The sequence below is a fragment of the Palleronia aestuarii genome, from assembly GCF_003253995.1.
Lineage (GTDB): Bacteria > Pseudomonadota > Alphaproteobacteria > Rhodobacterales > Rhodobacteraceae > Palleronia > Palleronia aestuarii.
Genome location: NZ_QKZL01000020.1, coordinates 30,021 through 55,359, shown reverse-complemented (window position 1 = coordinate 55,359; position 25,339 = coordinate 30,021). Strand labels below are relative to the sequence as shown.

Sequence of the window (25,339 nt, the reverse complement as noted above, 5' to 3'; positions counted from 1 at the left end):
CCGCTCCTCCCACATGCAAGCGCGGTCAGTCGGCGAGCCGGAACCGCGGCAATTCCCGTTCGAGATCGTGCTCGAATTCCAGCGTGACCGTTCTGCCGATGACATCCTCCCCATCCGGGAGATCGATGATGTTCGTGACCATGCGCGCGCCCTCCTCCAGGTCGACGAGCGCAACGTTGTAGGGAAGGCGATCCTCGTAGCGCGGATCGAAGGCCACGTGGAAGACGACCCAACTGACGATCGTCGCCCGCCCTCCCGCCTCGCACCATTCGAATTCGGGGGAGAGGCAGTTCGGACATTCGGACCGCGCCGGCATCCAGGTCTGCCCACAGGCACGGCAGGACTGGAACGTCAGCCTCCGCTCGGCGAGGTTCGCGCGATACGTCTCTGTCGGGGACATGGCGGGCGTATCGGTCATTGGCCCAGGATCAGTGTCGAATGCGTATGCATGATCCCTCCCTGATTGCTCACGACGCACTTGCGCGCGTTTTCCACCTGGTTCACGGAGTCCCCGCGCATTTGCCGCACCCCTTCGAGGACGAGCTGCATTCCGGGCATCCCCGTCTCGCTGAGAAGGCCGCCCGACGTGTTGATCGGCAGATCGCCCGATACGCCGAACCCCCCGGCCCGGCCTAGTTCGTGGAGTGCGTCGAACGAGCCGAAACCGTAAGCTTCAAGCGTCATCGCGACGGTCACGGTGAAGCAGTCGTAGATCTGCGCGCAATCCATGTCGCGCGGTTCGAGACCTGCCATCGCGAAGGCCGTGGCGGCCGATACGTCGGCACGCGTCTTCGTCAGATCCGCCCGCAGCGTCACGTCCGAGGAGGAGTTGCCCTGCCCGATACCGAGCACCGGAACCGGCGCGCGAACGTCCAACTCCTTCGCCCTCGCCTCCGACATGACGACGACGGCCGCGGCACCGTCGGAGATGAGACAGCAATCGTCCCGGCGCAACGGTTCGACGATCCAGTTGGCCGCCTCGTACGTCGCCGTGTCGAGCGGCTTTCGGAGCTGCGCGTTCGGATTTTCCGCACCATGCGCCCGGGCCGCGATCGCAATGTCCCGGAAAAGCTCCTCGGCGTTGGGAAACTCGTGCAGGTAGCGCCGCGCGATCAGTGCGTAGCCCGCAACGACGCTCGACCAGCCCAGATCGGCGGCATCCCCCCACGGCTTCTCGTAGGCCGCCCGACTTCCGGTCTTGGGATTGTCGGCCAGCGAGACCAGCGCGATCTCACATTGCCCCGCCTCGATCGCCATCGCCGCGATCCCGATCATGCTGATGTTGGATGCGCCGCCCTGATCGAAGACGCCGCCGAACCGCGGCTGCATCCCCATCGCCTCCGCGAGTTTCTGGCCGTACATCATCTCGACACGGGAGGTCGGAACCTTGACGAGGAGGCCGTCCACGCGGTCCTTCTCGATTGCGGCATCCTCGAGTGCCTTGCGGCAGGCCTCGATGTTGAGGGATTCCGTCGTCCGTCCGGGCAGCCGGCCAAACGCCGTCTGGCCGATTCCCGCGATGACCGCTCGCGATGCCATCAGAACACCCCCTTCGAGCCGTAGGCTGCAAATTCGTCCTGCGACAATCCGAGCCAGTCGCGGTAGACATATTCGTTGTCGGCACCGAGCGACTTCGATGGCCGCAAGTCCTCGATTGCCTCTCCGTCGTAGCGCATGGGCGAGGCGGGAAGGACCAGATCGCCCAGCAAGGGATGATGCACATGGCGCAACATGCCGCGTTCGTGCAGGTGCGGATCATGGACCACCTCGTCGAGATCGCGAACCGGCGCGCAGGGAACGCGATGCGCTTTCAATCGCTCGTAGAGTTCCGCACGGGTGAATTGCTGCGTGAAGGCCGCAATCGTCTCATCGACGAATTCTATATTCTCTACGCGCGCGGCTAGGCTCCCCAGGCGCGGATCCTCGTTCAGATCCTCGCGGCCGAGGGCGGAAAGAAGGGAGGTCCAGTGACGTTCGCTTACGCAGATGAGGGCGAGATACCCGTCCTTCGCAGGATAGACGTTGTAAGGTGCCTCGGCCATGCCGGAATGGCGGTTCCCGGTCCGGCTCGGGACGTCCTTCCCGCCGAAATAGAGCCCGAGCGCGGAAGCGAGCGACGCATAGACGGAATCGAGCATCGAGACCTCGACCCGGCGGCCCCGCCCGGTCTGCTCCCTCTCGTAGAGCGCGGTCACCACCGCGCCGTAGAGGTGGACGCCACCGAAGAAGTCGGCGACCGCGGGTCCGGCCTTCACCGGCGGACGATCCGGAAAGCCCGTCGTCGACATGATCCCCGACATGGCCTGCACGGTCAGGTCCATCGCCGGAAAGTCGCGATACGGCCCCGACCAACCGTACCCCGTTCCGGCGGCGTAGATCAGCTTCGGATTGAGGCTTAGAAGCAATTCGTGGCCTAGCCCCAACCGCTCCATCACGCCCGGCGCAAAGTTCTCCAGGACCACATCGGCGCGCGCGATCATCTGCCGTGCCAGTGACAGACCCTCCTCCGTCTTGAGGTTGAGCGTCACGAATTCCTTGTTCGAATTCAGCATCGCGAAGGGGATCATTGCCCCGCCGACCGCGCCGCGACGGCGCATGTTCTCTCCTTGGGGCGGTTCGATCTTTATGACCCGCGCCCCTGCCATCGCCATAAGGAAACTGGCATAGGGTCCGTTGTAGATCTGCCCGAAATCGATCACCGTGATGCCGGTCAGGGGGAGCTTCTGGGACATCTCAGCGCCCCCTGAATTCGGGCGGGCGCTTTTCGGCGAAGGCCGCCGGGCCTTCCCGCGCGTCGTCGGAGAATTGCAGCATGCGGTTCCACATCTGCTCGACACGCAGACCGGTGGATAGCGGCATGTCGCGCGACCGGATCGCCAGTTCCTTGGCCGCCTGCGTCGCGAGCGGAGCATTGGCCGCGATCTTTTTCGCGACCTCCCGGGCGGCCTCCATCAGCTCGTCCGCCGCGACGATCCGGTTGACGAGACCCCACCGTGCCGCGGTCTCGGCATCGATCCCGTCGCCGGTAAGCAGAAGCTCCATCCCAATCGCGTAGGGAACCTGCGACAGGATCCTCTGCGTCCCTCCGTTGCCCGCGATCACGCCCCGCTTCACTTCCGCGAGCGAGAACGTGGCATGTGGCGCGGCGAGGCGGATGTCGGTGGCCAGAAGCAGCGTCATGCCCCCGCCGAGACAATACCCGTTCACCGCGGATATCACGGGCTTCCAGAGTTCGAGGCCGCGGTTCAGAAGCTGGTCCTTCTGCGTCAGCCACATCTCCTCGATACCGGGCGGCTTGCCGATGAAACTCTTGATGTCCGCCCCGGCCGTGAAAGATTTCTCGCCCGCCCCGGTCACGATCGCGACGCGGATGTCGTCGTCGTCACGTACCCGCTTCCAGGCGTCAGAAAGGCCCGAATAATGCTCGGCATCCATCGCGTTCATCCGCTCTGGGCGGTTGATTGTGATCGTCGCGATGCCGTCCGTCAGTTCGAAATCGATGGACATGGCGTCACGCCGCGCTCGAGCGGCGGTTGGGACTGCCGAGGATGTCGCGCGCGACGACCATGCGGTGGACCTCCGACGGCCCTTCGCCGATCCGCTTGATCCGCATCTCGCGGTACCAGCGTTCGAGCGGCATTTCGCAGGCCACGCCCATGCCGCCGTGGATCTGAATGCAGCGATCCACGATCCGTCCTGCCGTTTCGGTCGCCAGCACCTTCGCCATCGACGCGTCGACCTTGATGTCCCGGCCGAGATCGGCCCGCCAGGCGGCCTGGTAGACCATCAGTTTCGCGGCGCGCAATTCGATCTCGGAATCGGCGATCATCCACTGGACCGCCTGCTTCTCGGCCAAGGCGGACTTGAAAAGATAGCGGTCCTTCGCCCATTCGATGGCCATCCGCAGGGACGCCTCCGCGATCCCCAGCGTCGCGGCTGCGTAGGGGACACGGCCGTGGACCAGCCACTCCTCGGCCAGCTTGAAGCCCTCACCCTCCTCTCCCAGCCGGTTCTCGATCGGGACGCGCACATCCTCGAAGGTCAATTCATAGGGCGAATAGGAGCGGATGACCGGGATCCGGGTCTGCGTGAGGCCGGGCGTGTCCCGCTCGACGATGAAGGCGGTGATGTTGCCGCGCGCCTTCTCCGAACCGGTCCGCGCGTAGACGATGCCCCATTCGGCCTGGCTGGCGCCCGAGATCCAGACCTTCGTGCCGTTGAGCACGTAGTGGTTCCCGTCCCTGACCGCGCGCGTCTGGATCGATCGCGCGGGATCGGAACCGCCCGACGGCTCCGAGATCGCCACGAACGTCTTGCCGCCGCCCTCGATGATTGGTCGCGCGTATTTCTCGATCTGGTCTGACGTGCCCTTGAAGATCACGTTCGGGGGATCGAAGCCGAACGCGCCGCCCGCCGGGATATAGGCGCCCATCCGGCATTGGGAGGATTCCTCGGCCACGACGCATTGCGCAAGAAGGTTCAGCCCCGCCCCACCATATTCCGCCGGCGTCTGCACGCACCACAATCCGATCTCCCGCGCCCGGCGCTGCAGTTCGGAGAGTTCGCCGTCGGGAAAGGCGTAGGCATCGTGCTCCAGCCGCTCTTCGCGCGGCAATACTTCGTCCTTCATGAAGCGCCGCGCGGTCGTGCGGAGCATTTCGAACTCCTCGGGCATCTCCCAGGCTCCGAGCGCGCGATCCGCGTCTGCTTCCATCTGCTGATCCATGCCCGAAAGCTCCTCCTCTTCCCGTCAACCAAACCTGCGCGCTCTGTAACTGTCCGGCATGAACCCCGCCGGAGTCAACATATCATCGTACCAAAGATAGATCTAAATATTGGACCAAACCTCTTGACCGCGTGCGGTTCGTCTTTGATGGTGGGTGCGGCCAGATGGTCGGGCTGACGGCAGTGCCGCCCTGGCGATCGAGGGAGGTGTCTGTGGCGGATGTGGTTGGAATTGACGTGGGCGGCACCTTCACCGACCTTTTCTATTCGGAGGACGGCATCAATCCGCACCGGATCCTCAAGGTGCCATCGACCCCGCACGATCCGTCCGAAGGTTTGCTCGACGCGCTGGACCGCCTGCACGAGACAGGTGTCCGCAAGGAGGCACTGGGACTTATCCTACATGGCACCACGATCGCGACCAATGCCGTGATCGAGAGGGTGGGCGCACGTTGCGCCCTGGTGACGACGAAAGGATTTCGCGACGTCCTCGAACTCGGCCGCCGCGATCGGCCGCACTTTTACGGGCTGACGGACAAACAGAACCCGCTGATTGCCCGGAACCTGCGCTTCGAGATCGGCGAGCGAATGACTCATCGAGGCGAGGTTCAAAAGGCCGTAGATGGGGAAGAGGTCCGGCGTCTCGCCAAGCACCTCAAAAAGCTGAACATTGAAGCCGTCGTCGTCTCCTATCTCCATTCCTACGCGAATGCCGGCCACGAGGAGGAAACGGCGCGTATCCTCAGGGAGGTCAATCCAGACTGGGAGATCGTCGTTTCCTCGGCCATCAACCGGGAATACTACGAGTTCGAACGCACCAGCACCGCCGCGATCCAGGCCTTCCTGCAGCCCCTGATCAAGCAGTATGCGTCCCGCCTGCTGGAACGTCTCGAAAAATGGGGTTTCGATCGCCGCACGCTGGTGATGCAGTCGAATGGCGGGCTCACGCCGGCCGAACGGCTCGGCGACAAGGCCGCGCATATCGTTCGTTCGGGACCTGCGGCGGGCGTGACGGCCGCCGCCCGGATCGCGGCCGAGGCGGGCTTCGACCGCGCGATCACGGGCGATATGGGCGGGACGAGCTTCGACGTCGCCGTGGTGATCGACGGCGAGCCGGAGATCACGCCAAGCACCAATCTCGATTTCCGGATGCCGCTGCGCGTCTCGATGATCAACGTCCACACGATCGGCGCGGGCGGCGGGTCGATCGCGTCGATCGACCGAGCCGGGCTGCTAGTGGTCGGCCCACGATCCGCACGCGCCCGTCCCGGACCTGCCTGCTTCGGGCATGGAGGGACGGAGCCGACGGTAACCGATGCAAACGTCGTCCTGTCGCGTATCAACGCGGAAGATCCGATCGGGCTCACCAATCTCGATCGCCTCGACGTTGAGGCGGCGCGGGCGGCGATCGGATCGCTTGGTGAAAAGCTCGGTTTGGGCGTTGAGGAAACGGCGGAGGCGATCCTGACCGTCGTCAATCAGAACATGGCTGGCCGGACGCGCCTCCTGTCGATCGAGCGTGGATACGATCCCCGGGACTTCGCGCTCGTCATCTTCGGCGGCGCGGGCCCGCTGCATGGTGCCGCCATAATCCGCGAGGTCGGGATCAAGACGATGATCGTCCCGCCCGCGCCGGGCGTGCTCTGCGCAATGGGATGCGTCGTGGCCGATCTTCGCTACGACATCTCGCGCACCCTCGCCCGGCCGACGCAGGAGATCACAGCCGACGCGCTCGCTGCCCATCTCGATGCCCAGGAAGCAGAAGGACGCGGACAACTCGAGGAGAGCGGCGTAACCGTGCGCAGCGTGCTCGTTCGGCATTTCGCGGAGATGGCCTATAAGGGGCAGATCCATACCCTCCGCGTTCCTGTCGAACGCGGTTGGGGGCCTGAGAAAGTCGATGCGGCCTTCGCGAAAGCTTACCGATCCGAGTTCGGAAACCTGCTCGACGGCATTCCGACCGCCATCGTGAGCCTTCGGACGGTGGTCGAGGGACAGCGGAACCGCGATCATCGCGACCTGCCGGCTCCGGCCGAGAAGTCGGCGCTGGAGCCGGCGGGACATCGCCCCGTCTATTTCGGCGGCTGGCACGACAGCGCGATCTACGACCGTGAAACGTTCGAGCCCGGGGTCGTCGTGCATGGGCCCTGCATCGTCGAGCAGGCAGACACGACGATCGTCATCGAGCCCGGCATGATCGGCAGGGTCGACGCCTACGACAACATCCTCGTGGAGATCGCCTAATGGATCCCGTCACCCTTGCCGTCGTCCGCGGCGCCCTCGAACAGATCGCCGACGAGATGGATCAGCACCTGATCCACGCCGCCCTTTCGCCGATCATCTCCGAGACGAACGACTGCGCCCACGGTATCTTCCTTCCAGATACCGGTGAAACCGTCGCGCAGGGCCGGTTCGGGCTGCCGGTCTTTCTTGCGAACATGCAGTTCACGGTCCAGAACCTGGTCGAGCACGTTAGGGCCCACGGCGGCTTTTCGCCCGGCGACGTGTGGATCCTGAACGACCCCTATCTCAGCGGCACGCATCTGCAGGACGTCGTGCTCGTCGCCCCCCATTTCGTCGACGAGGAGCTCTTCGCCCTTCTCGCGAGCACCGGTCACTGGATGGATATCGGTGGCAGCGTCCCTGGAGGCTGGGCACCGGCGGCGCAGGACATCCATACCGAAGGCATCCTCATACCGCCCTGCAAACTCTACGAGGCCGGGAGGCTGAACGACGGCCTCGTCTCGATGTTCACCGGCAATGTCAGGCTCCCCGACCAGATCAGGGGCGACATGTTCGCGATGGCGAACGTTTTCCACGTCGGACAGCGTGGCCTCGACGCCCTCGTCGCGCGCTACGGGCGGGAGACGTTGTCGGACTGCATTGCCGCCCTGAACGACCGGTCCGAACGGCAGATGCGCTCCTATATCGAGGAGATACCGGACGGGGTCTACGAATACGAAGATTTCATGGACAACGATGGCATCGTCGATGCACCGATCCGCGTCGCATTGAAGCTGACCGTCCGAGGCGACAATCTGCACTTCGATTTCACGGGGAGCGATCCGGCGGCGCGGGGCCCGCTGAACCTTGCGCGATCGACCACGCAATCCACCTGCTTCATCGCGCTCAAGCACATCTTCGCCGAAGTGCCGGTCAATGGAGGCGCATTCAGACCGACGGCCTTCGACATCCCGGAGGGCTCCGTCGTCGCCGCGTCCTATCCCTCGCCCGTCTCGGGTTATCTCGAGCCGATCGGGCGCGTCTTCGACGTGGTGATCGGTGCGCTTTCTCTCGCGATCCCCGACCGCGTGCCCGCGCCCGCCTTCGGAACCGTCGGCGTCATCACTGCCGGCGGCAGGCAACCCGATACCGGGGATTACTTCGTCGCGGTCTTTCCCTATCCCGGCGGCTATGGCGGCTATTCGGGGGGCGACGGGCTTGTGAACGGGACCCCGCCGGTCTCGATGGCGAATTTCATGTCAATCGAGGCATCGGAACACCGCTATCCCCTGCAGTTCGACGAGTATGCCCTTCGTGAGAATTCCGGCGGCGCCGGTACGTTTCGTGGCGGCTGCGGGACGCAGTACCGCATCCGTACCCTCTCCGAGATGACGATCTCCGTCCTTGGCGATCGTCAGGACCACCCGCCCTTCGGTATCGCCGGCGGCCATGCAGCCGCGCCGAGCCGGCTCGTCATCAAGGCGGACGGCCGGGAAGAAAGGCCGCCGATGCGGTCCAAGGTACAGAAGACGGTTCTCTCGCCGGACGATTGGGTCTACGCGCAGACCCCCGGCGGCGGCGGTTTCGGCGATCCGACAGAGCGCGCGCCCGACACGGTGCTCGAGGACGTGGAGATGGGCTACATCACGATCGAGGCCGCGCGCGATACCTACAAGGTCGTCATTCGCGAAACGGCGGATCGTCCACTCCGGATCGACACGGGCGCGACAGAGACGCTGCGCGCGAGCGATTGAGGCTAAGGATGCGCGACAGCGTGTGTGTCCAAGCCCAAGGTCATTTCTCGCTGAGAACGCGGTAACGTCCCCGCGATCACTTCGGCTTCCTCGGTGAGAAGGCGCCGTCCCGCCTCGCCTTCTCCATACACGCATCGTCATAGCCGAGCCACGTGCGGAGCACCGGTTCCGTGTCGGCCCCCAGCCGCGGCGCCGGCTGCGGATCGGCGACCGGCGTGCGATCGAACCGGAGGGGCGAGCCGATGTTCGGCACCTGACGTCCGGAGGCGTCTTCAATACGGGAAACTAGTCCCCGTTCGCGGGTCAGCGTCGCCTCCATAGCCTCGCCCACCGTGCGGACGGCCCCAATCGGAACGCGGCCCGCCCGCGCCTTGCCAATCCAATGATCGCGCGGTGCGCCGGAGAAAATGCGCTCCATGATCTCCGTCAGATCCAAGCGGTTCTCGTTCCGCCTCCGATTGTCCGAGAAGCGGGGATCCTCAACGAGGTCCGGTCGCTCAAGCACATGTTTCGCGAGCGCGATCCAAGACCGCTGCGAGCCGCAGCTTACATAAAGCTGGCCGCCATCCGCCGTGTCGAACAACCCGATCGGCGTCGCGACCGCCGCCTCGTTGCCCTGACGAACGGGATCACCGCCGCCAGAGAGGTAGTTCATCGATTGGTAGCCCAGGATCGCGAGACCGGTATCGAACATTGAGACTTCGACCCGCTGACCGTCACCATGGACGTGTCGCGCAACCAGCGCGGCGAGGATCGCCGTCGTGGCCTGCATGGCACTTGCGATGTCTATGATTGGCGAACCTGTCCGCATCGGCGGGCCATTGGACGCGCCCGTCATCGACATGAAACCCGTCTCTGCCTGGAAGACGGAATCGAAGCCCGGCTGATCCGCATGGCTCGTCCCGGACCCGTACCCGCTGATGGCGCAGTAAATGATGTCCGGGCGAACCTTCCGCAGGTCGGGCTCCGACAGTCCGAGCCGCTCCATCACGCCGGGCGAGAAGTTCTCGACCACGATGTCGCAGGCCGCGACGATATCGCGCGCGACCCTGCGCCCGCCCTCGCTTGCGAGATTGAGCGCAACGCTCCGTTTTCCACGGTTCAAACCGAGAAAGTACGGGCTTTCGCCATCTATTTCCGGGGGTATGAAGGTTCGGGTCTCGTCACCACCCTCCACTGCCTCGATCTTGATCACCTCCGCCCCGAGATCGCATAAGGTCTGCGTACAGTAGGGCCCAGCCATGTACCGCGTGAAATCCGCGACACGCACGCCGGCCAGAGGCAGCGGCGCATCCTTCGGCCGCGGAATGTGGAGTGGAAAAGACTGGAATGGAGGATTCGTGTTTTGGTCCGACATTTCGATCTTTATATATTCGAGCGTCCCTCCATCAGAAAGTGCAATAACCGGTATGACGAAAAGTTCACGATCGGACCCGGCACGCATCACGCATATCAACGTGCCGAAAGCCTCCGACATCCTCGCCGAACAGCTTCGCTCCCTGATCCTGAACGGGCAGTACCAGCCCGGCGAACTGCTACCGGCGGAACGCGACCTGGTTCATAGTTCGGGCATCAGCCGCACCTCCGTGCGCGATGCGTTGAGGCTTCTCGAGGTCGAGGGACTCATCACGACCCGACCGGGACGGGCGGGTGGATCGACAGTGCGGCAGGTCGGGCGCGACGCCGTGGCACGGCCGCTGCAACTCTACGTCCGCAGCCGGGAGATCGACCTGGCCTCCCTCTTCGACTGCCGCCTTGCCGTGGAGCCGTTCCTCGCGGGCCGCACCGCAGCGAACCGTACGGAGGCGGACCTTGCGCATATAGAGGAGATTCATGCGGCCTTCCTAGCGGAAGAGGATATCAGCCACTACAAGCGCCTCAATCTCGACTGGCATCTCGCCATCGCCGCCGCCAGCCACAACGACCTCTTGTACACTTTGATGGAAGCGATATCCGACCCGATCTTCGAGACGTCCGGCTATCAGCAAGCAACGACCGCGGAGATGCGAAAGGCCGCCAAGACCGCGCACGAAGCGATCCTCGAAGCGGTCCGGGCACGCAACGAACCTCTGGCCCGGAAGCGCATGGAGCGGCATCTGACCGCATATATCAACACGGTCTCCGCGAGACATGGAGATCCCTCGCGACGTAGTGAACCTCCCGCCTCCGAAGAGCATCAGACCCCATGATTACGGTGAGTTGAATGGGTCGGGGCCAAGGTCATCGTCATCAGTAACGGCAAGCCTAGTACTACAGTTGCGCATTGAGCAGTGTCCCTCGACAGTTGATTGCGGCGGGGGCTTGGTGCTCTCGATGCCACCGGGACCAAGCTTAGACGAAGGCGGGATGAGTGCGCGGTGGAAGCAGCAGTTTGGCACCGTCAACTTTCGCTCTCAACGTAAGGTGGGCGCTTTGGGTCGATGGGTCAGGCGACAGGAACCCGCGCAATATTCTTCCAGACGACGTGAGCTTGTCGCTTCGTTTCTCGGCGTTGATCGGCGGTGGCGGTTGCGGGCGTCGTTAAGAGATTGGCGACATGATCGTGGGTAGAGAAAAATCGCTGCGCCTGTCTAAATGACTTAAAGCGCTTCATGATCCTCTACCGTGTTCGGGTCGACTAGTGACCGCTCTCCGCAAGGTTGTTCAGGCCGACGGATCTCGGCGGCGTACGCCCCGCCGAACTTCCGTCCCTATCGGCGGATCGTCTCGTAATTCACCACGATGCCGCGCTCGGCCAGCATTTCCTCGACTATCCTCAAGCTCAGCGGGAAGCAGGAGTACAACCAAACGTCATGGGCAATGACCGCCGCCGGATAGCGGTAGGCGGAGTAGAAAGCGTCGCGCCTGGGTGTCATCCGCAAAGGCTATCCGGCCGCCGCGAGGTCGGCTAGCCCACTAAGTCGACGGTGCCACTGCAAGATCAGCTGCCACGTCACATCGCCGCTCCGGCATGACGATGCCCTGTGCCGTCCGAGCCACTTGACCCGGCCGGGCCTCTCGCGCGGCTCGAGCATAGCCAAGCGCCAGGCTTGGGCGATCCATCGAAATCCCGAGCCCGCCGCGCGGCGCAGGGCGGTTCACGCAACGGGCCTACCAGAGCCGACGGAATCCGCGGTCCGGTACCCCGTCCAGGGTGGCATCCTTCGACACAACAGGCATAGCTCGTTGTATCGAAGTGGCCACTATGATCCGATCGAACGGATCGCGGTGCGCCCAGTCGAAGCGCCCGGCGCATTCCATGATGGCACCCGTGGTTGGAATGACCTCGAAGCCGTCAGATTGCAGTCGTGCATTCAGGTTGAAAGACAGTAGCCCGGCAATTTCCGGCCATTTCCCAAGCATCGCCTTGTAGGTGATCTCTTAGAGACTTGCTGCGCTTACACATCTCTCTGTCGCAGACGCCAGCGCATTGTAGGCGTCACGGGACAGGTACTCAGGTGCCAGCATCGACCAAGCGAGCACATGCTTATCGAGAAGCATCAGAGCCCCATGTCATTCAGCAAGCTCTCATCGGTCGGATTGGCGAGGTAATGCAATGGACCGGAGGTGTCCTGCACCGATTTCCAGGCTCCGAAGGGAAACGGACTTGCCGGGACGATCGGAACGCACGAGATCACTGGTTTCCCGTTGCGGCAGATCGTAACGGTCTCACCCTTTTCGACCGCGGCAACGAGCTTCGAGAACTGCGTCTTAGCTTCATGGATATTGAACTGCATGAACCCCTCCGGTCTAGACTAACATTAGTCTATATCCGTATAGCCGCAAGGGGCTGCGACTTAACGGGACTTTCTCGAAACCGACCGATTCCGGTGACAAAGGCCAGGCCCTACATCCTGTGAGATCGCCGTTGATGGTTGCCTAGGCTGTGTTGAAAGAAGGGATTCACGCTGACTGGAAGGCGTGATCCAAGCTGGTATCTGCGATGGAGACCATTTTGGCATGAGACCTGATGTCAGACGAGGAGTGGGCTTTTTTTGAGCCCTTCATCCTGGCCGCCCGCGCTTCGAACGGGCGCAAACCCGCAATCACCGGCGTGTTCTGGATGGCGTCTTCTGGATCGCCCGGACCGGGGCTCCGTGGCGCGGCCTGCCGTGAGAGTTCGGCAAGTGGTCCAGCGTCTACCGGCAGTTTCGGCGCTGGACGCTGGCCGGCCTCTGGGAGGATATCATGGAAGCGCTGAACCGCCGCGGTGCCGTGCCGGACGCGCTCCAAATGATCGATAGTACGGTGATCCGCTCCCACCATCAGGCAGCAGGCTCAAAAGGGGGACTCCGCGCCAAGGTCTCGGCCGTTCTCGTGGTGGTTTCACGACCAAGCTCCACCTCCTCGTTAACGGCGAGGCATTGTCCGTCATCGGTCCGAGGACGATGCCGAGCTGCCTGCCCATGAGAACCGAGATCACGCCGGGTCAAACGTCCGATTACCGCAGCTTCGATCTGGTGATGGCCGACAACATGCCCGCCCCGAGCGTCTTGCTCGCCGATCGGGGCTATGATGCGGATCACATCCGGACAGCTGTCGAACACCGCAATGCCTTACCGGTGATCCCTATGCCGAAATCCCGCAAGATGCGGGTTGGTGTGGAACGATCGCTCTATCGGCTGCACAACCTGATAGAGCGCTGTTTCAACAAACTGAAGAATGCCCGCCGGGTCGCAACCCAATACGACAAGAGTGCAGAGAGCTTCCTGGGCTTCGTCGACATCACGTCGATCCGCCTCTGGCTACGCCATTTGTCAACATGACCTCGCCTACCGCTGGTCTTCTCCACGGCACAAACTTTCTTGCCGCAGTGCAGCGTATCCCGGTTTAAATGCTGCGCTGCGGCATTAGGTATGGGTCAACGGCGCAAGACATGCCCCGAGACACACACCGACACTCCAGAAGGAGACCCGACATGGCCACGAAGCAAAGCACCAAATCCGCCGCCAACGACATCCAGAGCCTGTTCGACCCGCAGGGCTACCAGAACGTCTTCCGCACGATGGCGAACTCGAACGAGCGCCTGACGCAGGTGATGGTCGAGACCGGCACCCGGTCGACCGAGATCTTCAGCGAGACGTCGAAGGAAGCGCTGTCGAACCTGCACGAGCTTGGCCAGGTCCGGGATGAACCGGCGGCCTACGGTCAAGCCTACAACGAATTCTTCCAGAAGCAGATGGAGCTCTTCATGCGCACGGCGCAGAGCTTTGCCGGCGTGACGCAAGAGACGGCCAAGAACTCCGCCGAGCTGGCCTCCGAAGCCGGCCGGGACATGGCCGAGCAAGCCACGGCGAACGCCGAGAGCGCCGCCGACAAGGCCGGCCCCGCGGCGAAGAAGGCTGCCTGAACCGACCAGCCGGTCTGCGGACCGGCCGATCGACGGAAAGACGAACGGCGGGCTTGGTGACGGGCCCGCCGTTTCTGTTCGGTGCATAAGCCATCCATAGGCCTGTGATCCTACGATCCGATGGTCTGCTCGTTTTGAGGGATGGACGGCTCGACCGGCTGGAATGGTTTCATGCCGGGATCGGGGCACTTCGGAAATTTCCTGCCTCTTTCGGCAGCAAAGGTGGACCCTAAAGGGAAAACATAGACTGAGCTACTGGTCCAATTGGATCGGCGCCGGCGAAACCCGGGGCCATCACTCAAGGGGACGGGATTTCCATGGTCAACGAAAGCGCGGCTGGGAGCGACAGGGACGGTGTTCTCAATCGGTACTTCGGTCTTACGTCGTCTGGATCCACTATTTCGCGCGAGGTGATAGCGGGCCTCACGACCTTCGGGGCTATGAGTTACATCATGGCCGTCAATCCGGCGATCCTCTCTGCTGCAGGGATGGATCGGCAGGAGCTCATCATCACGACGGGCCTCGCCGCCATTTTCGGCTGCCTTGTGATGGCTCTGACAGCAAACCTGCCTGTCGCGCTCGCGCCCGGAATGGGCAGCAACATCGTGTTCGCCCAGATCGTGGTGATCCAGCTAGGTGTCTCCTATCAGACCGCACTGACGATGGTGCTCGTTTCCGGCACACTCTTCCTCATCCTGTCACTGACGCGGGCTCGGGAGCAGATTGTGCGCGGCTTCCCGGAAGCAATCCGGCTCGGCATCCAATGCGGTATAGGTCTCTTCATTGCCTATCTCGGGCTGCGCAATGGAGGCATTCTCGTCGTTGGTGACGGCAGTGTCAGTTTCGGAGACCTGTCCCGACCGGCCGTCCTTCTGACGTTCCTCGGACTTCTCGTCACGCCGGTGCTCATCGCCTTGAAGATTCCCGCGGCTTTCCTGGTCTCTATCATCGGCCTAACACTCATTGGCCTTTTCGTGCCGTCCGGGACAGACAACAGTGTGACCCCGATCCCGGATCGAATCCTGGATTTCCCTATATTTCCGAGCAGCATCTTTCTGGCTTTTAATTTCAACGAGTTCTTCTCGAATTTCTTCCTGTTGCTGCCGATCACTCTCTACTTCTTCATCTCCGACTTCTTCTCTTCGACGGCCACACTGATCGGTGTGACCCGTCGCGGCAACATGATGACCGAAGGCGGGGAAATCCCGAACGCGCGGGCAGCGTTCACGGCAGACGCAGCCGCCACCGTCGTCGGCTCCGCTCTCGGTACGTCGACGGTCACCACGTACATCGAGTCGGCCTCTGGCGTAGAAGCTGGCGGCCGTACTGGCCTGACGGCCATCGTGGTAGCGGCACTGTTCTGTCTGTCTCTATTCCTCTGGCCCCTTGTCGCGATAATTCCCGCCCAGGCGACATCGCCCGCGCTGGTGCTCGTCGGTGTCCTCATGATGGAGGGCATCCGTGACCTCGACGTCACGGAACCGGAAAATGCCATCGCCCCGATCATGACGCTGCTCATCACGGTCACCACGACCAACCTCATCATGGGGATCGCGATGGGATGCTTCGTCTACACGCTGATCGTGATCGCGCGCCGACGCTGGGAACATGTTACGCCGATGCTGATCGGTCTCGACGTCATCTTCCTGATCTTCATCTACTTGTCGCAAGGCATCTGAGACGACGCCTCGATTGCGAGACCCGTGAAGACATGTTCTTTCCGGATAGTTCCTGCCGCAAAATTCCAACCGGATAGTTGACTGACCCAATGTCAAAAATCGAAGATACAGAAATTCCGCCCGATCTTCGCATCGAAGCGTTCGACGAAATAAAAATCCGTCAGGACCTCACTCAGGTCGCCTTGGGAAAACGAGAGGCCGATGTCTCTATCCGCGTAGGGCGGCTTCTGGACGTCCACACGCGACGATGGCTGGAGGATCAGGAGGTCGTCGTCCGCGGAAAGCGGATCGCCTGGATAGGAGATGCTGGCACCTATCCCGGTCGGACCAGCCTGACCGTCGATCGATCGTACCTATCCGCCGTCCCGGGGTTCGGCGAGGTTCACAAGCATATCGAAAGTTCTCATTTGACGCCGGAATGGGAAGCCGCGCTCGTCCTGCCGCGCGGCAACACGTGGACATGCGAGGCGAGCCACGAATTTTCGAATGTGAATGGCGAACGGAACCTGGAATTCTGGTTGGAGAGCCGTCTGCAAGGATCGCCACTGAAGATCTTTCCCCTTCCCGGATCAGCTGTACCACCTACTGGATACGAATGGGGTGGCGGACATTTTGGTTACGAGGAGCAATCGTCGTTTCTCCAGCAGTCTTTGATGGTGCCCGGTCTCGACGAGGTGATGGACTGGCCCGCGGTCCACGACAGGAACAATCCTTCCCATGATCGCCTCTGGGGAATGATCCGCGCGACTTTCGAACATCGCGGTGTGGTCGAAGGCCATGGGGCCGGATTGCGCGATCCTCATTCGATCAGTGCATTTGCAGCGTCGGGGCTTGCCTCCGACCACGAGGTCCAGACACCCGAAGAGGTGATCGCGAAACTCAGTCGGGGCATTTTCGTCGAAATCCGTCCCTACAATGCCCAAGAGATCATTTCCGCCCTCTTCAAGATCGGTCTGGAAGACTGGTCGCAGATAGCATTTACGACCGACGATCGAAGTGCGTCGGACACGCTTCGGTACGGCGCATCCGATCACAACGTGCGAACGGCAATGAAAGCGGGGCTGACACCCGAGATAGCCATCCAATGTGTTACGATTAATCCTGCACGTCACATGCGGCTGACACCTTGGGTCGGATCGGTGTCGCCCGGTCGATACGCGGACATGGTGCTGCTCGACGATGTCGCATCACTTTCCATCGCCGAGGTATGGGCCGACGGCACGCAGATTTCAGAAGGTTCGGTTTACAAGCCCGAGGTTCCACGCATCGAATGGCCAGACTGGGCCGTGAAGACCGTCAAGATCGAGCGTGAAATCGTAGCGGACGACTTCGCGATTGCAGCCCTCCCCGGTCGCGAGACGATGACGGCCGCGATCCTCAGACCGTTCCACTGGAAGGACGACTTCGAGACCGTAGAGCTCCCGGTCGAAGATGGCGCAGTGCTCCGGGATCATTCCCAGAACATAACGAAATTCGCCATGGTGGACCGCTTTTCCGGGAATGGCCTTACGTCCAAGATGTTCTGGCGCGGTTGCGGTCCATCTACGAAAGACACTGCGCTTGCCTGCACGGTAGCCCATGACAAGCATAACCTATGGGTTGTGGGATCGTCCGATAAGGCAATGGCCCTCGCAGCGAACACGATGAAGGAACAACAGGGTGGTTGGGTCCTCGTGAGGGAGGGCGCTGTTGCGGCAACCGTGCGCTACGAAATCGGCGGCCTGATGTCTTGTCGCTCGGCCGAAGAACTCGATGCAGAAATGCAGAACCTCTATGCCGAAGCCGAGCAGGTAAACTGGATGTGGGAGCAATCGCCCGGACCAAGGTGGGAGCCGGGCTTCCCCGAACGATTGATCTTCGCAACGCTGACATGTTCGCCTTGGCGCTGGGTCCTCGTAGCGCCGACGGAAGCCGCGCCGCAGGGCTTCGTCAACGTGAGCACCGGCGAGACGCATGACATTGTCTGGTAGGCACCTATTTCGACCGGTGCGGGAAGGCGGGGGAATGGCCGTTCCGGAGCGCAGGCACGCCCGCGTTTCAGCTTCCAACTAGGCGCGGGTGAGCAGATAGTTCTCTGCCCGGCATCGGGGCTGACGATCGTAGTCGCGGCGCGCTTCGTTGCCCTCACGCTAACTGGCCTCTCCCGCCTTCAGCTTCTCGACGGCACTGCGCATCGTGGACACGAAGAGATCGCAGTTGCCCTCGTCGAAGTGTCCGAGGGCCATCGCGTTGACCTTTCACGCGGCGGCCTTTGCCGAAGCGTGCAGGGCGCGGGCTCGGTTCGTTAGGTGAATTGTCTTGGCCCGTGCATCCGTCGAATGCGCCCGGGGTTCGACAAGCCCATCCCGCGGGATTGTCATGCTGACGGCCCGGCGACGCCCAGCCAGCCCCTCCGGATGCTGAACCCCGACGATCTCTCCTGCCTCAAGGGACATCGGTTCCCGCGAACCGTGATCGGATATGCCGTCTGAGCCTATCACCGCTTCGCCCTCGGCCTGCACGACGGCAAGGATCTCCTCGCCGAACGCGGGGTCGTCGTCTCCTGCGAGACGATCCGGGTTTGGGCGGCGAAATGCGGGACACCGATCGCCGAGAAAATATGGCGTGACCGGCCCGGGCCGGCCGACACGTGGCACCTCGACGATGTCGTCCTCGAGATCGACGGAATGAAGTATTGGTTGTGGCGGGCGATCGACGCGACAGGCCTAGCGGTTCCTGTCGGTCCACGACCAGGCCGCCGCCATCTTCCGCCCCCACCGTCACCGCCTCTCCGCCCATTCCGATCGCCATGCCGGACGGGACGCGTTCGACCATTGGGCAGGCTACACGACCGAACTGTCGGCATAAGCGGTTCCAAGCGACTACTCCCGCGTCGCGGTCAAACACCTGACAATGCCAACTCAACGGTTCGCCTAACGCTTAAAGTTGCTCCGCGCTGAACGTATTGCAGGCGGGAACCTCTCCCGACCCATACCCGATTTCGAACCATTTTGCGCGCTGCTCCGAAGTGCCGTGGGTAAAGGTATGCGGTGCGGGAACGCGTCCTGCACGGCGCTGCAGCGTGTCGTCGCCGATCTGCTTGGCAGCGTTCATCGCCTCCTCGATGTCGCCCTGATCGAGCGAGCCGAAACGGTCGCCAGCGGCGCGCGCCCAGATGCCGGCAAGACAATCGGCTTGAAGCTCGATCCTGACGGATATGGCATTCGCGTCGATCTGGCTTGCCTGCGAGCGGATCCGATTGGCTTCTCCGAGAATACCCAACTCGTCTTGCACGTAATGCGCGACCTCGTGAGCTACTACGTAGGCAGCGGCGAAATCCCCCTCCGCGCCCAGGCGTTCGGACATGGTGGTGAAAAAGGCGGTGTCGAGATAGATCTTGCGGTCGCCAGGGCAATAAAATGGCCCGGTTGCCCCAGAGGCGTTGCCGCATGAGCTTTGGGTCACGTTCTTGAAGAGCACCAGGGTTGGCGGCTCGTAGACCTCGCCCACCTGCTCAGAAAAAATCGCGGACCAGACTTCCTCCGTATCGGCGAGCGTGACGCTGACGAATTCTGCCGCTTCCTCGTCGGCTTGAGTGATCTGGCTTTCTCCGCCACCCCCGAGCGAGATCTCCTGATCTCGAAGAAGCGGCGTCAGGTCGACCCCCAGAAACCACCCGATCACGACCACGGCGACAACGCCGAGCCCCCCCACGCTGCCGATCGCCGCAGCGCCACCCCTACGGCCACGCCGATCCTCGATATTGCTGCTTCCTCTACGCCCACGCCACTGCATCGCAACTCACCCCACTCATATTGCGGTACCGTGAACCCTGCGATGCGGCGGTACAAGCGCTTTGCCTCAATCGAGACCCCTCGGTGAAGCTGATGGAAATTGGACCGTCCCGGGTCTGCCGGAGGTGACCTGCCCGGTGCCGGTTTGTTGGTTATAGGGAAAGCCTGCGAAAGCGAGATTGGTAGCCGGGCCAGTCGTTTCGGGTGATCGCGCCGGGCTCGGAGCCCTCTAATTGCCGAAGCATTTGGCGCGCTTCGAGTGGCGTCGGGTTTCCAAGCGATGAGTGCGGCCTAACGGCGTTATCGTCGTAGCGTCAGCTTGCTCTTGGCATCGTCCGGGGTATCGAAGATCTCCTAGTTTAGCAGTTCGTCCCAGAGGCTTCTGCTGAAGGACTCGATGAAGGCGTTCTGCTGCGGCTTGACGGGGTCGATGTCGTGCCAGGGGGCCGCGTTCTGATCTGCCTCCCAGAGGATTCCCGGCTGGTGAACTCCGTCCCGTAACAGCTTTGGAATGACGTGCTGACGGAGGCCATAGCTGGTTGCGCAGCCCTCAGAGAGCGCAGTAGCCTCTCGTGCCAGCAGAGCCGACAGAGCTTCTCGTGGTTCAGGGCCGTTCCTCGTGCGAGGGGCCGCGGTTACCGGGCCAGTAGCGCGAACGAACGCTGTAGGCTTCTTACAACGAGGCCCGCTCTTAGTTCGCGAGCGCCTGAAGACGGTCGAACTGGTCCTGCGTCCACGGCGCATTCGGGCCGGTAAGGCCTGGCAGCACAATTTCACGGAAGGGCGCACGATCGACCTCGTGGACGTTCACGCCCTGGTCGCGGAACCACTGCACGAGTTCGGCCTCCTGCACGCGTACATCTTTCGTGATTTCCACTGCGGCCTCTTCGAAGACTTCGGTGAAGATCGCCTGATCCGCCTCGCTGAGCTCGTTCCAGGCGTTGCCGCTCATCAGGAGGAGGAGTGTGTTGGCGATATGGCCGGTCAGCGAGATGTCACTCTGCACCTCGTAAAAGCGCTTGGCGCGGATGGTGATGAGCGGGTTCTCCTGCCCTTCCACCACGCCCTGCTGCAAAGCGAGATAAACTTCGGCGAAGGAGATCGGAGTGGCATTGGCGCCGAGCGGATCGGTGAGCAGGTGGAAAAGCGGTGCATTGGGCACGCGCAGCTTCATTCCTTTCATGTCCTCCGGCGAGAGGATCGGCCGGTTCGCCGTGATGTGGCGCTGCCCGTGGTAGACGATGCTGAGGAGGTGGTTACCGGTGGCCTCCTCATACCCCTGCGACAATTCTTTCAGCAGGCCACTTTCGCGGTAAGCAAGCCAGTGGTCGAAATCTCTCATGATGTAGGGCGCATCAGAGATGGCAAGCGGGCCGTAACTCGTCGAGACGAACAGCGCGCCGGTGTAGATTATGTCGACGGTCCCAAGGCCGAGACCCTCGTTGATGTCGACCTCCTTGCCCAGCGATGAGGCGGGGAAAACCTCGATGTCGTAGCGCCCCTCGGTGCGCTTCTCAATCTCATCGGCAATCCAAAGCGCGCCCTCGTGGTAAGGCTCGCTGGTCTCGTAGGTATGCGCGAATTTTAGAGTTTTGGCCTGTGCGGGCGCGGCAAGGGTCAGGCCCGCCGCAATCGCGATCGCGGGCACAAGTGATGTGATAGTGCGCAAGGTATCCTCCCAAAAACTGCGGGACCTCGGCCGCGCTGATGGCATGGCTCCAGCGACTCCCCCGCCCTAATTCCCGTTATACATTAACAGTACGACTGCTTTGCGTAAAGTTGTATGACTAATTGTATTGCGAGGGTGCGTCTGGTACATTGGTGATCAGGCGAGACAGGGTACGTACGGACAGATGAAACAGGTACGCCGCCCCGGCGAGAATTCGGCTCCACTGCACACCGGGTCGCAAAGCCGCGCGGAACGGGTCGCCGAAGGGCTGCGCCGATCGATCCGCGCCGGCGAGTACAAGACCGGCGGCAAGCTGCCGGCAGAGGTGCGCTTGGTGGATCAGTTCGGCGTCAGCCGCACCGTCATCCGCGAAGCGCTCGCCGTGCTGCGAGCCGATGGCCTTCTGGTCTCCCGCCGCGGCTCCGGCGCCTTTGTGTGCGAGGCGAAGGCCCGCGCGTTGGACTTTACGACCGTCGACCCGCAGAACATCTCATCGATCCTGGAGATGCTGGAATTGCGCATGGCAGTGGAGGTGGAGACGGCCGCCTTCGCCGCGCTGCGCCGGACCGCCGCGCAGGAGGTCGCCATGATGGAGGCCAACGAGACACTGCGCGCGGTCATCGCGCGCGGCGAGCCGAGCAACGATGCCGATTATGGCTTCCATCACGCGGTGGCCTTGGGTTCGGGCAACCCGCGCTTTGCGGCTTTTCTGGAGGCGATGGGGGTCGAGGGGCTGCCGCGCAAGGCGGTCCGCGGCCCCGGCTCCGAACTTCTGCCAGACTTGCAGACGCTGCTTGCCGAGCACGACGCCATCATTGCAGCGATCATGAACGGCGATCCGGATGGCGCCCGGCAAGCCATGCGCACGCACCTCTTATGGAGCCAGAAGCGCTACCGCACGCTCATGCTCAGCCATGCCGGCGCTCCGGCGCCGTCCGCGGAGGCGTCTGCCGACGAAGACCGCAGCCGCGCAACGCCCGGCCGGTGAGGCCGGGACGACTTTGTACGAACGATAGCCGGCCTACGGCCGCACCAGGCAACAGGAAACACCCGCGATGAAGATCGACCTCGTCCGCACGCATGTGCTCGATACCCCGATGGAGGTCCCCTACGAGGCGGCGACGATGAAGTTCTCCCGTCGCACGCACACGCTTGTAGAGATCGTGTGCGATGACGGGACGACGGGGTGGGGCGAATGCCTCGGCCCGGCCTGGGCGAATGCAGCGATCGTGGAGACGTATGCAGGCTGGCTCACGGGCAGCAATCCGCTTGAAACCGAGAAGACCTGGTCGACACTCTATAGCGCGCTGCGCCACCAGGGCCAGCGTGGGCTGACGGTGACGGCGCTGTCGGGGATTGACATCGCGCTGTGGGACATCAAGGGCAAGCACTTCGGTGTGCCGATCTCCACCCTCATGGGCGGGCGCTTCCGCGAGGAGGTCCAGGCATACGCGACCGGCGCCTTCAAACGCGAAGGCGTCGACCGGGTGGAGGACAACGCGCTCGACATGGAGCGCCACAAGTCGGACGGGTTCAAGGCGGCGAAGATCAAGATCGGCTTCGATGTGGAGGAGGACATGCGCGTCATCGCCGCCGTGCGCGAGGTGATGGGCGACGGCATGGACCTGATGATCGACGCCAACAACGCTTATGACGTCCTGGAAAGCCTCGATGTGGGACGCAGGGCGGCCGAGTACGGTGTGAAGTGGTTCGAGGAGCCGGTGGTCCCCGAGCAACTCGATGCCTACGACGCGGTGCGCGCGGGTCAGCCGCTGCCGGTCGCCGGCGGCGAGACCTGGCACACCCGCTGGGGCATGTACGAGGCGCTGCGGCGCCGCTCGGTCGACATCCTCCAACCCGATGTGGGCGGCTGCGGCGGTTTCACCGAGGCCAAGCGCATCCACGACCTTGCCAGCCTGTTCGGTATCCGCGTGATCCCGCACGTGTGGGGAACGGCGGTGCAGATCGCCGCGGCGCTCCAGTTCATCGCGGCGATGCCGCCCGACCCGGTGCGCGGCGCCCCCATCGCGCCGATGTTGGAGTTCGACCGGACCGAGCACCCGTTCCAGCAGACCGTGCTGACGACGCCGCTCGTCCCGCACGGCGGAATGATCGCGATCCCGGATGGCCCCGGCCTCGGCATCGAGATCGACCGTGCGACCCTCGCCGACGCTACAACGCGCGAGGCACGATAGTAGCTATGCCACACCCGCGACCGGTACCGCCGTTTGCCGGCGCTGGCGGCACAGCTCGCTTACCAGGACCTTGTCGCACAGCCCCGTACTGGTGGAAGACACAATGGCAAATCAGTGAGACAGCCAGAGTGCATGATGCGACCAACTTCGATCCGCTAGCGCAACTTGACTGGGCCGCTGAAAATGCCGAACTGCGTAAGCATGGCTCGCTGACTGTCTGGTTCGACCCAAAGATGCCGTGGGATGCGGCGCTGAGCTGCAGGGGGAGTGGCCAGCATGTCTGCAGCGACGACATGATCCATGCCTACCTGCTGTCTTCGTACTGTCGCTGAACATTGTGCGGTGACCGCAATTTTCCGGATCAACGCGGCACTAATCCAAGGGTAAGGTCAATTTCGCTCTGCCGACGCCGATTTTTGACGGCACTCTGCGCTTCTGTTCTCGGGTCCCCCGTCGACGCCTTTCCGCACCAACGATCACCTTGCGCCGCATCCCTGCCTCTGTTCGATACGACGTCATTGTCAACGTCCAGGAACGACGGAGCATAAAATTCGACCCCTCTCCGCGGTAGACGGTCCTCGGCAGCCGGTTACGATGGGCGCGCTACTCATTTTCTTCCAATTGCCCGGTCATGCCGTAATGACTGGCGTAATCCGTTGAACTGGCCCCCGTTTTGACCGGACACTCAGGCATAACCATGGAGGCTTGGGCATATGCCTGAGCACGTGCTTATGTCTGAGATAGAAATTATCACCGATGGCGGCCGTCGGCGCCGCTGGACCGCGGCTGAGAAGCTGCGGATCGTGGAAGAGACGCTGGACGACCGTGCCAGCATCTCGGTGGTTGCGCGCCGCAATAGCGCAGCACCGAACCTGCTGTATCGTTGGCGCCGGCTCATGCTCGAAGGGGGAAGTGTCGCCGTGTCCGAGGATGATGACGTCACCAGGTCGAGCCTGCGAGACAGGTCGTCCGCCAGATGGAGGACCGCATCCGCGAACTCGAACGCCAGCTCGGCCGCAAGACGCTGGAGGCCGAAATCCTGCGCGAGGCTCTGGACAAGTCACGCTCAAAAAAACTGACCTTGCTCGCGCGGTCGCCGCTGAAGGACGATTTCCGGTTAAGGTCGTGGCCTAAACTCTGGGTGTCGCCCGTTCCAACCTGATCGACCGGTCGAAGGGGGAGACAAAGCCGCGGCGGCGCTACCATAAAGCGCAAGACGCGGCGGTGGTGCCAATGATCACGGCGCTGGTGGCAGCGCGTCCGACCTACGGCTACCGGCGGAGTTGCCAGTGGTTGCGCCACTGGTCCGAGCGACCACTGGCGACGCGCTCCTGAACCGGCAGCTTCGAGCTCGGGACTTGGCGCCGGTCAATCACAAGCGGGTCTGTCGCATCATGAAGGCCCACAACCTGCTGTTCGCACGGAAATACACGGAGCGTCCCGAGCATGTCCACGACGGCAAGGTCATCGTCGTGCGTTCGAACCTGCGTTCGCCGGTGGGCTCGAACCAGTGGCGCCTCACCGGCTCACTGCTCGGACGGGTTCGAGTATACCTGTTGGAACGGCGACATCGTCCGCGGCGCCTTCATCATCGACGCCCACGACCGCGAGATCATTGCTTGGCGTGCCGTGGTCAACGCCGGGATCAGTGGCTCCGACATCCGCGACATCATGCTCGAGGCCGTGGAACGCCGCTTCGGCGCATACCGCGCGTCCTCGGTCATCGAGATGCTGTCCGACAACGGCTCACCCTACATCGCGAAAGACACGCAGATCTTCACCCGTCAGCTCGGCCTGAAACCCTGCTTCACGCCGATCCAGAGCCCGCAGAGCAACGGAATATCGGAGGCCTTCGTGAAGACGCTGAAGCGCGACTACAACGAAAACCACCCGCACTCAGGGCTGAAAATGCGCTCGCCTCGCGAATTCATCGCCGCTCAAACCGCAACCGCCTGAGTGTCCGGTGAAACAGGGGCAAGACCAAGATGTCGA

19 protein-coding genes and 5 pseudogenes are annotated in these 25,339 nt (G+C 62.7%); 12 read left to right on the top strand and 12 right to left on the bottom strand.

Going from position 1 to position 25,339, the window contains the following annotated elements:
- Positions 1 to 25 precede the first annotated feature (25 nt).
- From LX81_RS16755 to LX81_RS16735, 5 genes are read right to left on the bottom strand one after another with little or no spacing between them, the layout of a single operon-like run.
- Entirely contained in the window at positions 26 to 418 is a 393-nt protein-coding gene (locus LX81_RS16755) for a Zn-ribbon domain-containing OB-fold protein (RefSeq protein WP_111538461.1), read from the bottom strand.
- Positions 415 to 1,539: a thiolase family protein gene (locus tag LX81_RS16750; RefSeq protein ID WP_111538460.1), complete on the bottom strand. Its 1,125-nt coding sequence runs from the start codon at positions 1,537 to 1,539 to the stop codon at positions 415 to 417. Before LX81_RS16750 ends, LX81_RS16755 begins: the two co-directional genes overlap by 4 nt.
- Entirely contained in the window at positions 1,539 to 2,732 is a 1,194-nt protein-coding gene (locus LX81_RS16745; RefSeq protein ID WP_111538459.1) for a CaiB/BaiF CoA transferase family protein, read from the bottom strand. Before LX81_RS16745 ends, LX81_RS16750 begins: the two co-directional genes overlap by 1 nt.
- 1 nt (position 2,733) lies before the next feature.
- The gene (locus LX81_RS16740; RefSeq protein ID WP_111538458.1) at positions 2,734 to 3,507 is read right to left on the bottom strand and encodes an enoyl-CoA hydratase/isomerase family protein; all 774 of its coding nucleotides are present in this window, start codon (positions 3,505 to 3,507) and stop codon (positions 2,734 to 2,736) included.
- Positions 3,508 to 3,511: 4 nt separating this feature from the next.
- A complete protein-coding gene (locus tag LX81_RS16735) occupies positions 3,512 to 4,726 on the bottom strand; it encodes an acyl-CoA dehydrogenase family protein (RefSeq protein ID WP_234822663.1) in 1,215 nt (404 codons plus the stop codon).
- A 212-nt stretch (positions 4,727 to 4,938) separates the two neighbouring features.
- On the opposite strand from LX81_RS16735, the gene LX81_RS16730 reads away from it, so the two are divergent.
- Together LX81_RS16730 and LX81_RS16725 are read left to right on the top strand one after the other, a co-directional pair.
- Complete coding sequence (locus tag LX81_RS16730; RefSeq protein WP_170134000.1) at positions 4,939 to 6,969, top strand: hydantoinase/oxoprolinase family protein; 2,031 nt, start codon at positions 4,939 to 4,941, stop codon at positions 6,967 to 6,969.
- Positions 6,969 to 8,702: a hydantoinase B/oxoprolinase family protein gene (locus tag LX81_RS16725; RefSeq protein ID WP_111538456.1), complete on the top strand. Its 1,734-nt coding sequence runs from the start codon at positions 6,969 to 6,971 to the stop codon at positions 8,700 to 8,702. The genes LX81_RS16730 and LX81_RS16725 overlap by 1 nt, the downstream gene beginning before the upstream one ends.
- 76 nt (positions 8,703 to 8,778) lie before the next feature.
- Here the strand turns inward: LX81_RS16725 and LX81_RS16720 are convergent, their stop codons facing one another.
- On the bottom strand, positions 8,779 to 10,059 hold the full coding sequence (locus LX81_RS16720; protein ID WP_272939497.1) for a CaiB/BaiF CoA transferase family protein: 1,281 nt from the start codon (positions 10,057 to 10,059) through the stop codon (positions 8,779 to 8,781).
- A 52-nt stretch (positions 10,060 to 10,111) separates the two neighbouring features.
- Between LX81_RS16720 and LX81_RS16715 the strand changes: the two genes are divergently transcribed.
- Positions 10,112 to 10,891, top strand: a complete 780-nt coding sequence (locus LX81_RS16715; protein WP_111538454.1) for a FadR/GntR family transcriptional regulator — start codon at positions 10,112 to 10,114, stop codon at positions 10,889 to 10,891.
- A gap of 504 nt (positions 10,892 to 11,395) precedes the next feature.
- Here the strand turns inward: LX81_RS16715 and LX81_RS16710 are convergent.
- The 3 genes and pseudogenes from LX81_RS16710 to LX81_RS16705 all read right to left on the bottom strand — a co-directional run.
- Positions 11,396 to 11,557 (bottom strand): annotated as a pseudogene (locus LX81_RS16710) (IS6 family transposase); the annotation flags it as partial.
- Positions 11,558 to 11,792: 235 nt separating this feature from the next.
- Entirely contained in the window at positions 11,793 to 12,044 is a 252-nt protein-coding gene (locus LX81_RS23355) for a PIN domain-containing protein (RefSeq protein WP_373280292.1), read from the bottom strand.
- A gap of 137 nt (positions 12,045 to 12,181) precedes the next feature.
- Positions 12,182 to 12,418 carry a type II toxin-antitoxin system Phd/YefM family antitoxin gene (locus LX81_RS16705; protein WP_111538453.1) on the bottom strand — a complete coding sequence of 79 codons (237 nt, stop codon included), beginning with the start codon at positions 12,416 to 12,418 and terminating at the stop codon, positions 12,182 to 12,184.
- 233 nt (positions 12,419 to 12,651) lie between these two features.
- Between LX81_RS16705 and LX81_RS16700 the strand changes: the two are divergent.
- The 5 genes and pseudogenes from LX81_RS16700 (at position 12,652) to LX81_RS16675 (ending at position 18,557) form a co-directional block, all read left to right on the top strand.
- Positions 12,652 to 13,447 (top strand): annotated as a pseudogene (locus LX81_RS16700) (IS5 family transposase).
- A gap of 152 nt (positions 13,448 to 13,599) precedes the next feature.
- Complete coding sequence (locus LX81_RS16695) at positions 13,600 to 14,031, top strand: phasin family protein (RefSeq protein ID WP_170133997.1); 432 nt, start codon at positions 13,600 to 13,602, stop codon at positions 14,029 to 14,031.
- A gap of 317 nt (positions 14,032 to 14,348) precedes the next feature.
- Complete coding sequence (locus tag LX81_RS16690; protein WP_111538451.1) at positions 14,349 to 15,710, top strand: NCS2 family permease; 1,362 nt, start codon at positions 14,349 to 14,351, stop codon at positions 15,708 to 15,710.
- A gap of 89 nt (positions 15,711 to 15,799) precedes the next feature.
- Positions 15,800 to 17,680: an adenine deaminase gene (locus LX81_RS16685; protein WP_111538450.1), complete on the top strand. Its 1,881-nt coding sequence runs from the start codon at positions 15,800 to 15,802 to the stop codon at positions 17,678 to 17,680.
- A gap of 426 nt (positions 17,681 to 18,106) precedes the next feature.
- A pseudogene (locus LX81_RS16675) lies at positions 18,107 to 18,557 on the top strand (transposase family protein).
- A 72-nt stretch (positions 18,558 to 18,629) separates the two neighbouring features.
- Here LX81_RS16675 and ypfJ read toward each other — a convergent pair.
- The 3 genes and pseudogenes from ypfJ to LX81_RS16660 all read right to left on the bottom strand — a co-directional run bounded on the left by ypfJ (position 18,630) and on the right by LX81_RS16660 (position 21,152).
- On the bottom strand, positions 18,630 to 19,484 hold the full coding sequence (ypfJ, locus tag LX81_RS16670; RefSeq protein ID WP_111538449.1) for a KPN_02809 family neutral zinc metallopeptidase: 855 nt from the start codon (positions 19,482 to 19,484) through the stop codon (positions 18,630 to 18,632).
- A gap of 151 nt (positions 19,485 to 19,635) precedes the next feature.
- A pseudogene (locus LX81_RS16665) lies at positions 19,636 to 19,980 on the bottom strand (integrase core domain-containing protein); the annotation flags it as partial.
- A gap of 194 nt (positions 19,981 to 20,174) precedes the next feature.
- Complete coding sequence (locus LX81_RS16660; RefSeq protein ID WP_234822661.1) at positions 20,175 to 21,152, bottom strand: sialic acid TRAP transporter substrate-binding protein SiaP; 978 nt, start codon at positions 21,150 to 21,152, stop codon at positions 20,175 to 20,177.
- Positions 21,153 to 21,336: 184 nt separating this feature from the next.
- Between LX81_RS16660 and LX81_RS16655 the strand changes: the two genes are divergently transcribed.
- The 4 genes and pseudogenes from LX81_RS16655 (at position 21,337) to LX81_RS16645 (ending at position 25,303) form a co-directional block, all read left to right on the top strand.
- Complete coding sequence (locus LX81_RS16655; protein ID WP_111538447.1) at positions 21,337 to 22,140, top strand: FadR/GntR family transcriptional regulator; 804 nt, start codon at positions 21,337 to 21,339, stop codon at positions 22,138 to 22,140.
- A 67-nt stretch (positions 22,141 to 22,207) separates the two neighbouring features.
- Positions 22,208 to 23,347, top strand: a complete 1,140-nt coding sequence (locus LX81_RS16650; protein ID WP_111538446.1) for a mandelate racemase/muconate lactonizing enzyme family protein — start codon at positions 22,208 to 22,210, stop codon at positions 23,345 to 23,347.
- Between the two features lie 128 nt (positions 23,348 to 23,475).
- Positions 23,476 to 23,679 (top strand): hypothetical protein, encoded by a 204-nt coding sequence (locus LX81_RS21925; RefSeq protein ID WP_146259458.1) that lies wholly within the window; start codon positions 23,476 to 23,478, stop codon positions 23,677 to 23,679.
- A gap of 381 nt (positions 23,680 to 24,060) precedes the next feature.
- Positions 24,061 to 25,303, top strand: a pseudogene (locus LX81_RS16645) (IS3 family transposase).
- Positions 25,304 to 25,339 lie beyond the last annotated feature (36 nt).

Coding starts and splice junctions, on each gene's coding strand:
- LX81_RS16755 (WP_111538461.1), bottom strand. CDS start 418: ATGACCGATACGCCCGCCATGTCCCCGACAGAGACGTATCGCGCGAAC.
- LX81_RS16750 (WP_111538460.1), bottom strand. CDS start 1,539: ATGGCATCGCGAGCGGTCATCGCGGGAATCGGCCAGACGGCGTTTGGC.
- LX81_RS16745 (WP_111538459.1), bottom strand. CDS start 2,732: ATGTCCCAGAAGCTCCCCCTGACCGGCATCACGGTGATCGATTTCGGG.
- LX81_RS16740 (WP_111538458.1), bottom strand. CDS start 3,507: ATGTCCATCGATTTCGAACTGACGGACGGCATCGCGACGATCACAATC.
- LX81_RS16735 (WP_234822663.1), bottom strand. CDS start 4,726: ATGGATCAGCAGATGGAAGCAGACGCGGATCGCGCGCTCGGAGCCTGG.
- LX81_RS16725 (WP_111538456.1), top strand. CDS start 6,969: ATGGATCCCGTCACCCTTGCCGTCGTCCGCGGCGCCCTCGAACAGATC.
- LX81_RS16720 (WP_272939497.1), bottom strand. CDS start 10,059: ATGTCGGACCAAAACACGAATCCTCCATTCCAGTCTTTTCCACTCCAC.
- LX81_RS16715 (WP_111538454.1), top strand. CDS start 10,112: ATGACGAAAAGTTCACGATCGGACCCGGCACGCATCACGCATATCAAC.
- LX81_RS23355 (WP_373280292.1), bottom strand. CDS start 12,044: ATGCTTGGGAAATGGCCGGAAATTGCCGGGCTACTGTCTTTCAACCTG.
- LX81_RS16705 (WP_111538453.1), bottom strand. CDS start 12,418: ATGCAGTTCAATATCCATGAAGCTAAGACGCAGTTCTCGAAGCTCGTT.
- LX81_RS16695 (WP_170133997.1), top strand. CDS start 13,600: ATGGCCACGAAGCAAAGCACCAAATCCGCCGCCAACGACATCCAGAGC.
- LX81_RS16690 (WP_111538451.1), top strand. CDS start 14,349: ATGGTCAACGAAAGCGCGGCTGGGAGCGACAGGGACGGTGTTCTCAAT.
- LX81_RS16685 (WP_111538450.1), top strand. CDS start 15,800: ATGTCAAAAATCGAAGATACAGAAATTCCGCCCGATCTTCGCATCGAA.
- ypfJ (WP_111538449.1), bottom strand. CDS start 19,484: ATGCAGTGGCGTGGGCGTAGAGGAAGCAGCAATATCGAGGATCGGCGT.
- LX81_RS16655 (WP_111538447.1), top strand. CDS start 21,337: ATGAAACAGGTACGCCGCCCCGGCGAGAATTCGGCTCCACTGCACACC.
- LX81_RS16650 (WP_111538446.1), top strand. CDS start 22,208: ATGAAGATCGACCTCGTCCGCACGCATGTGCTCGATACCCCGATGGAG.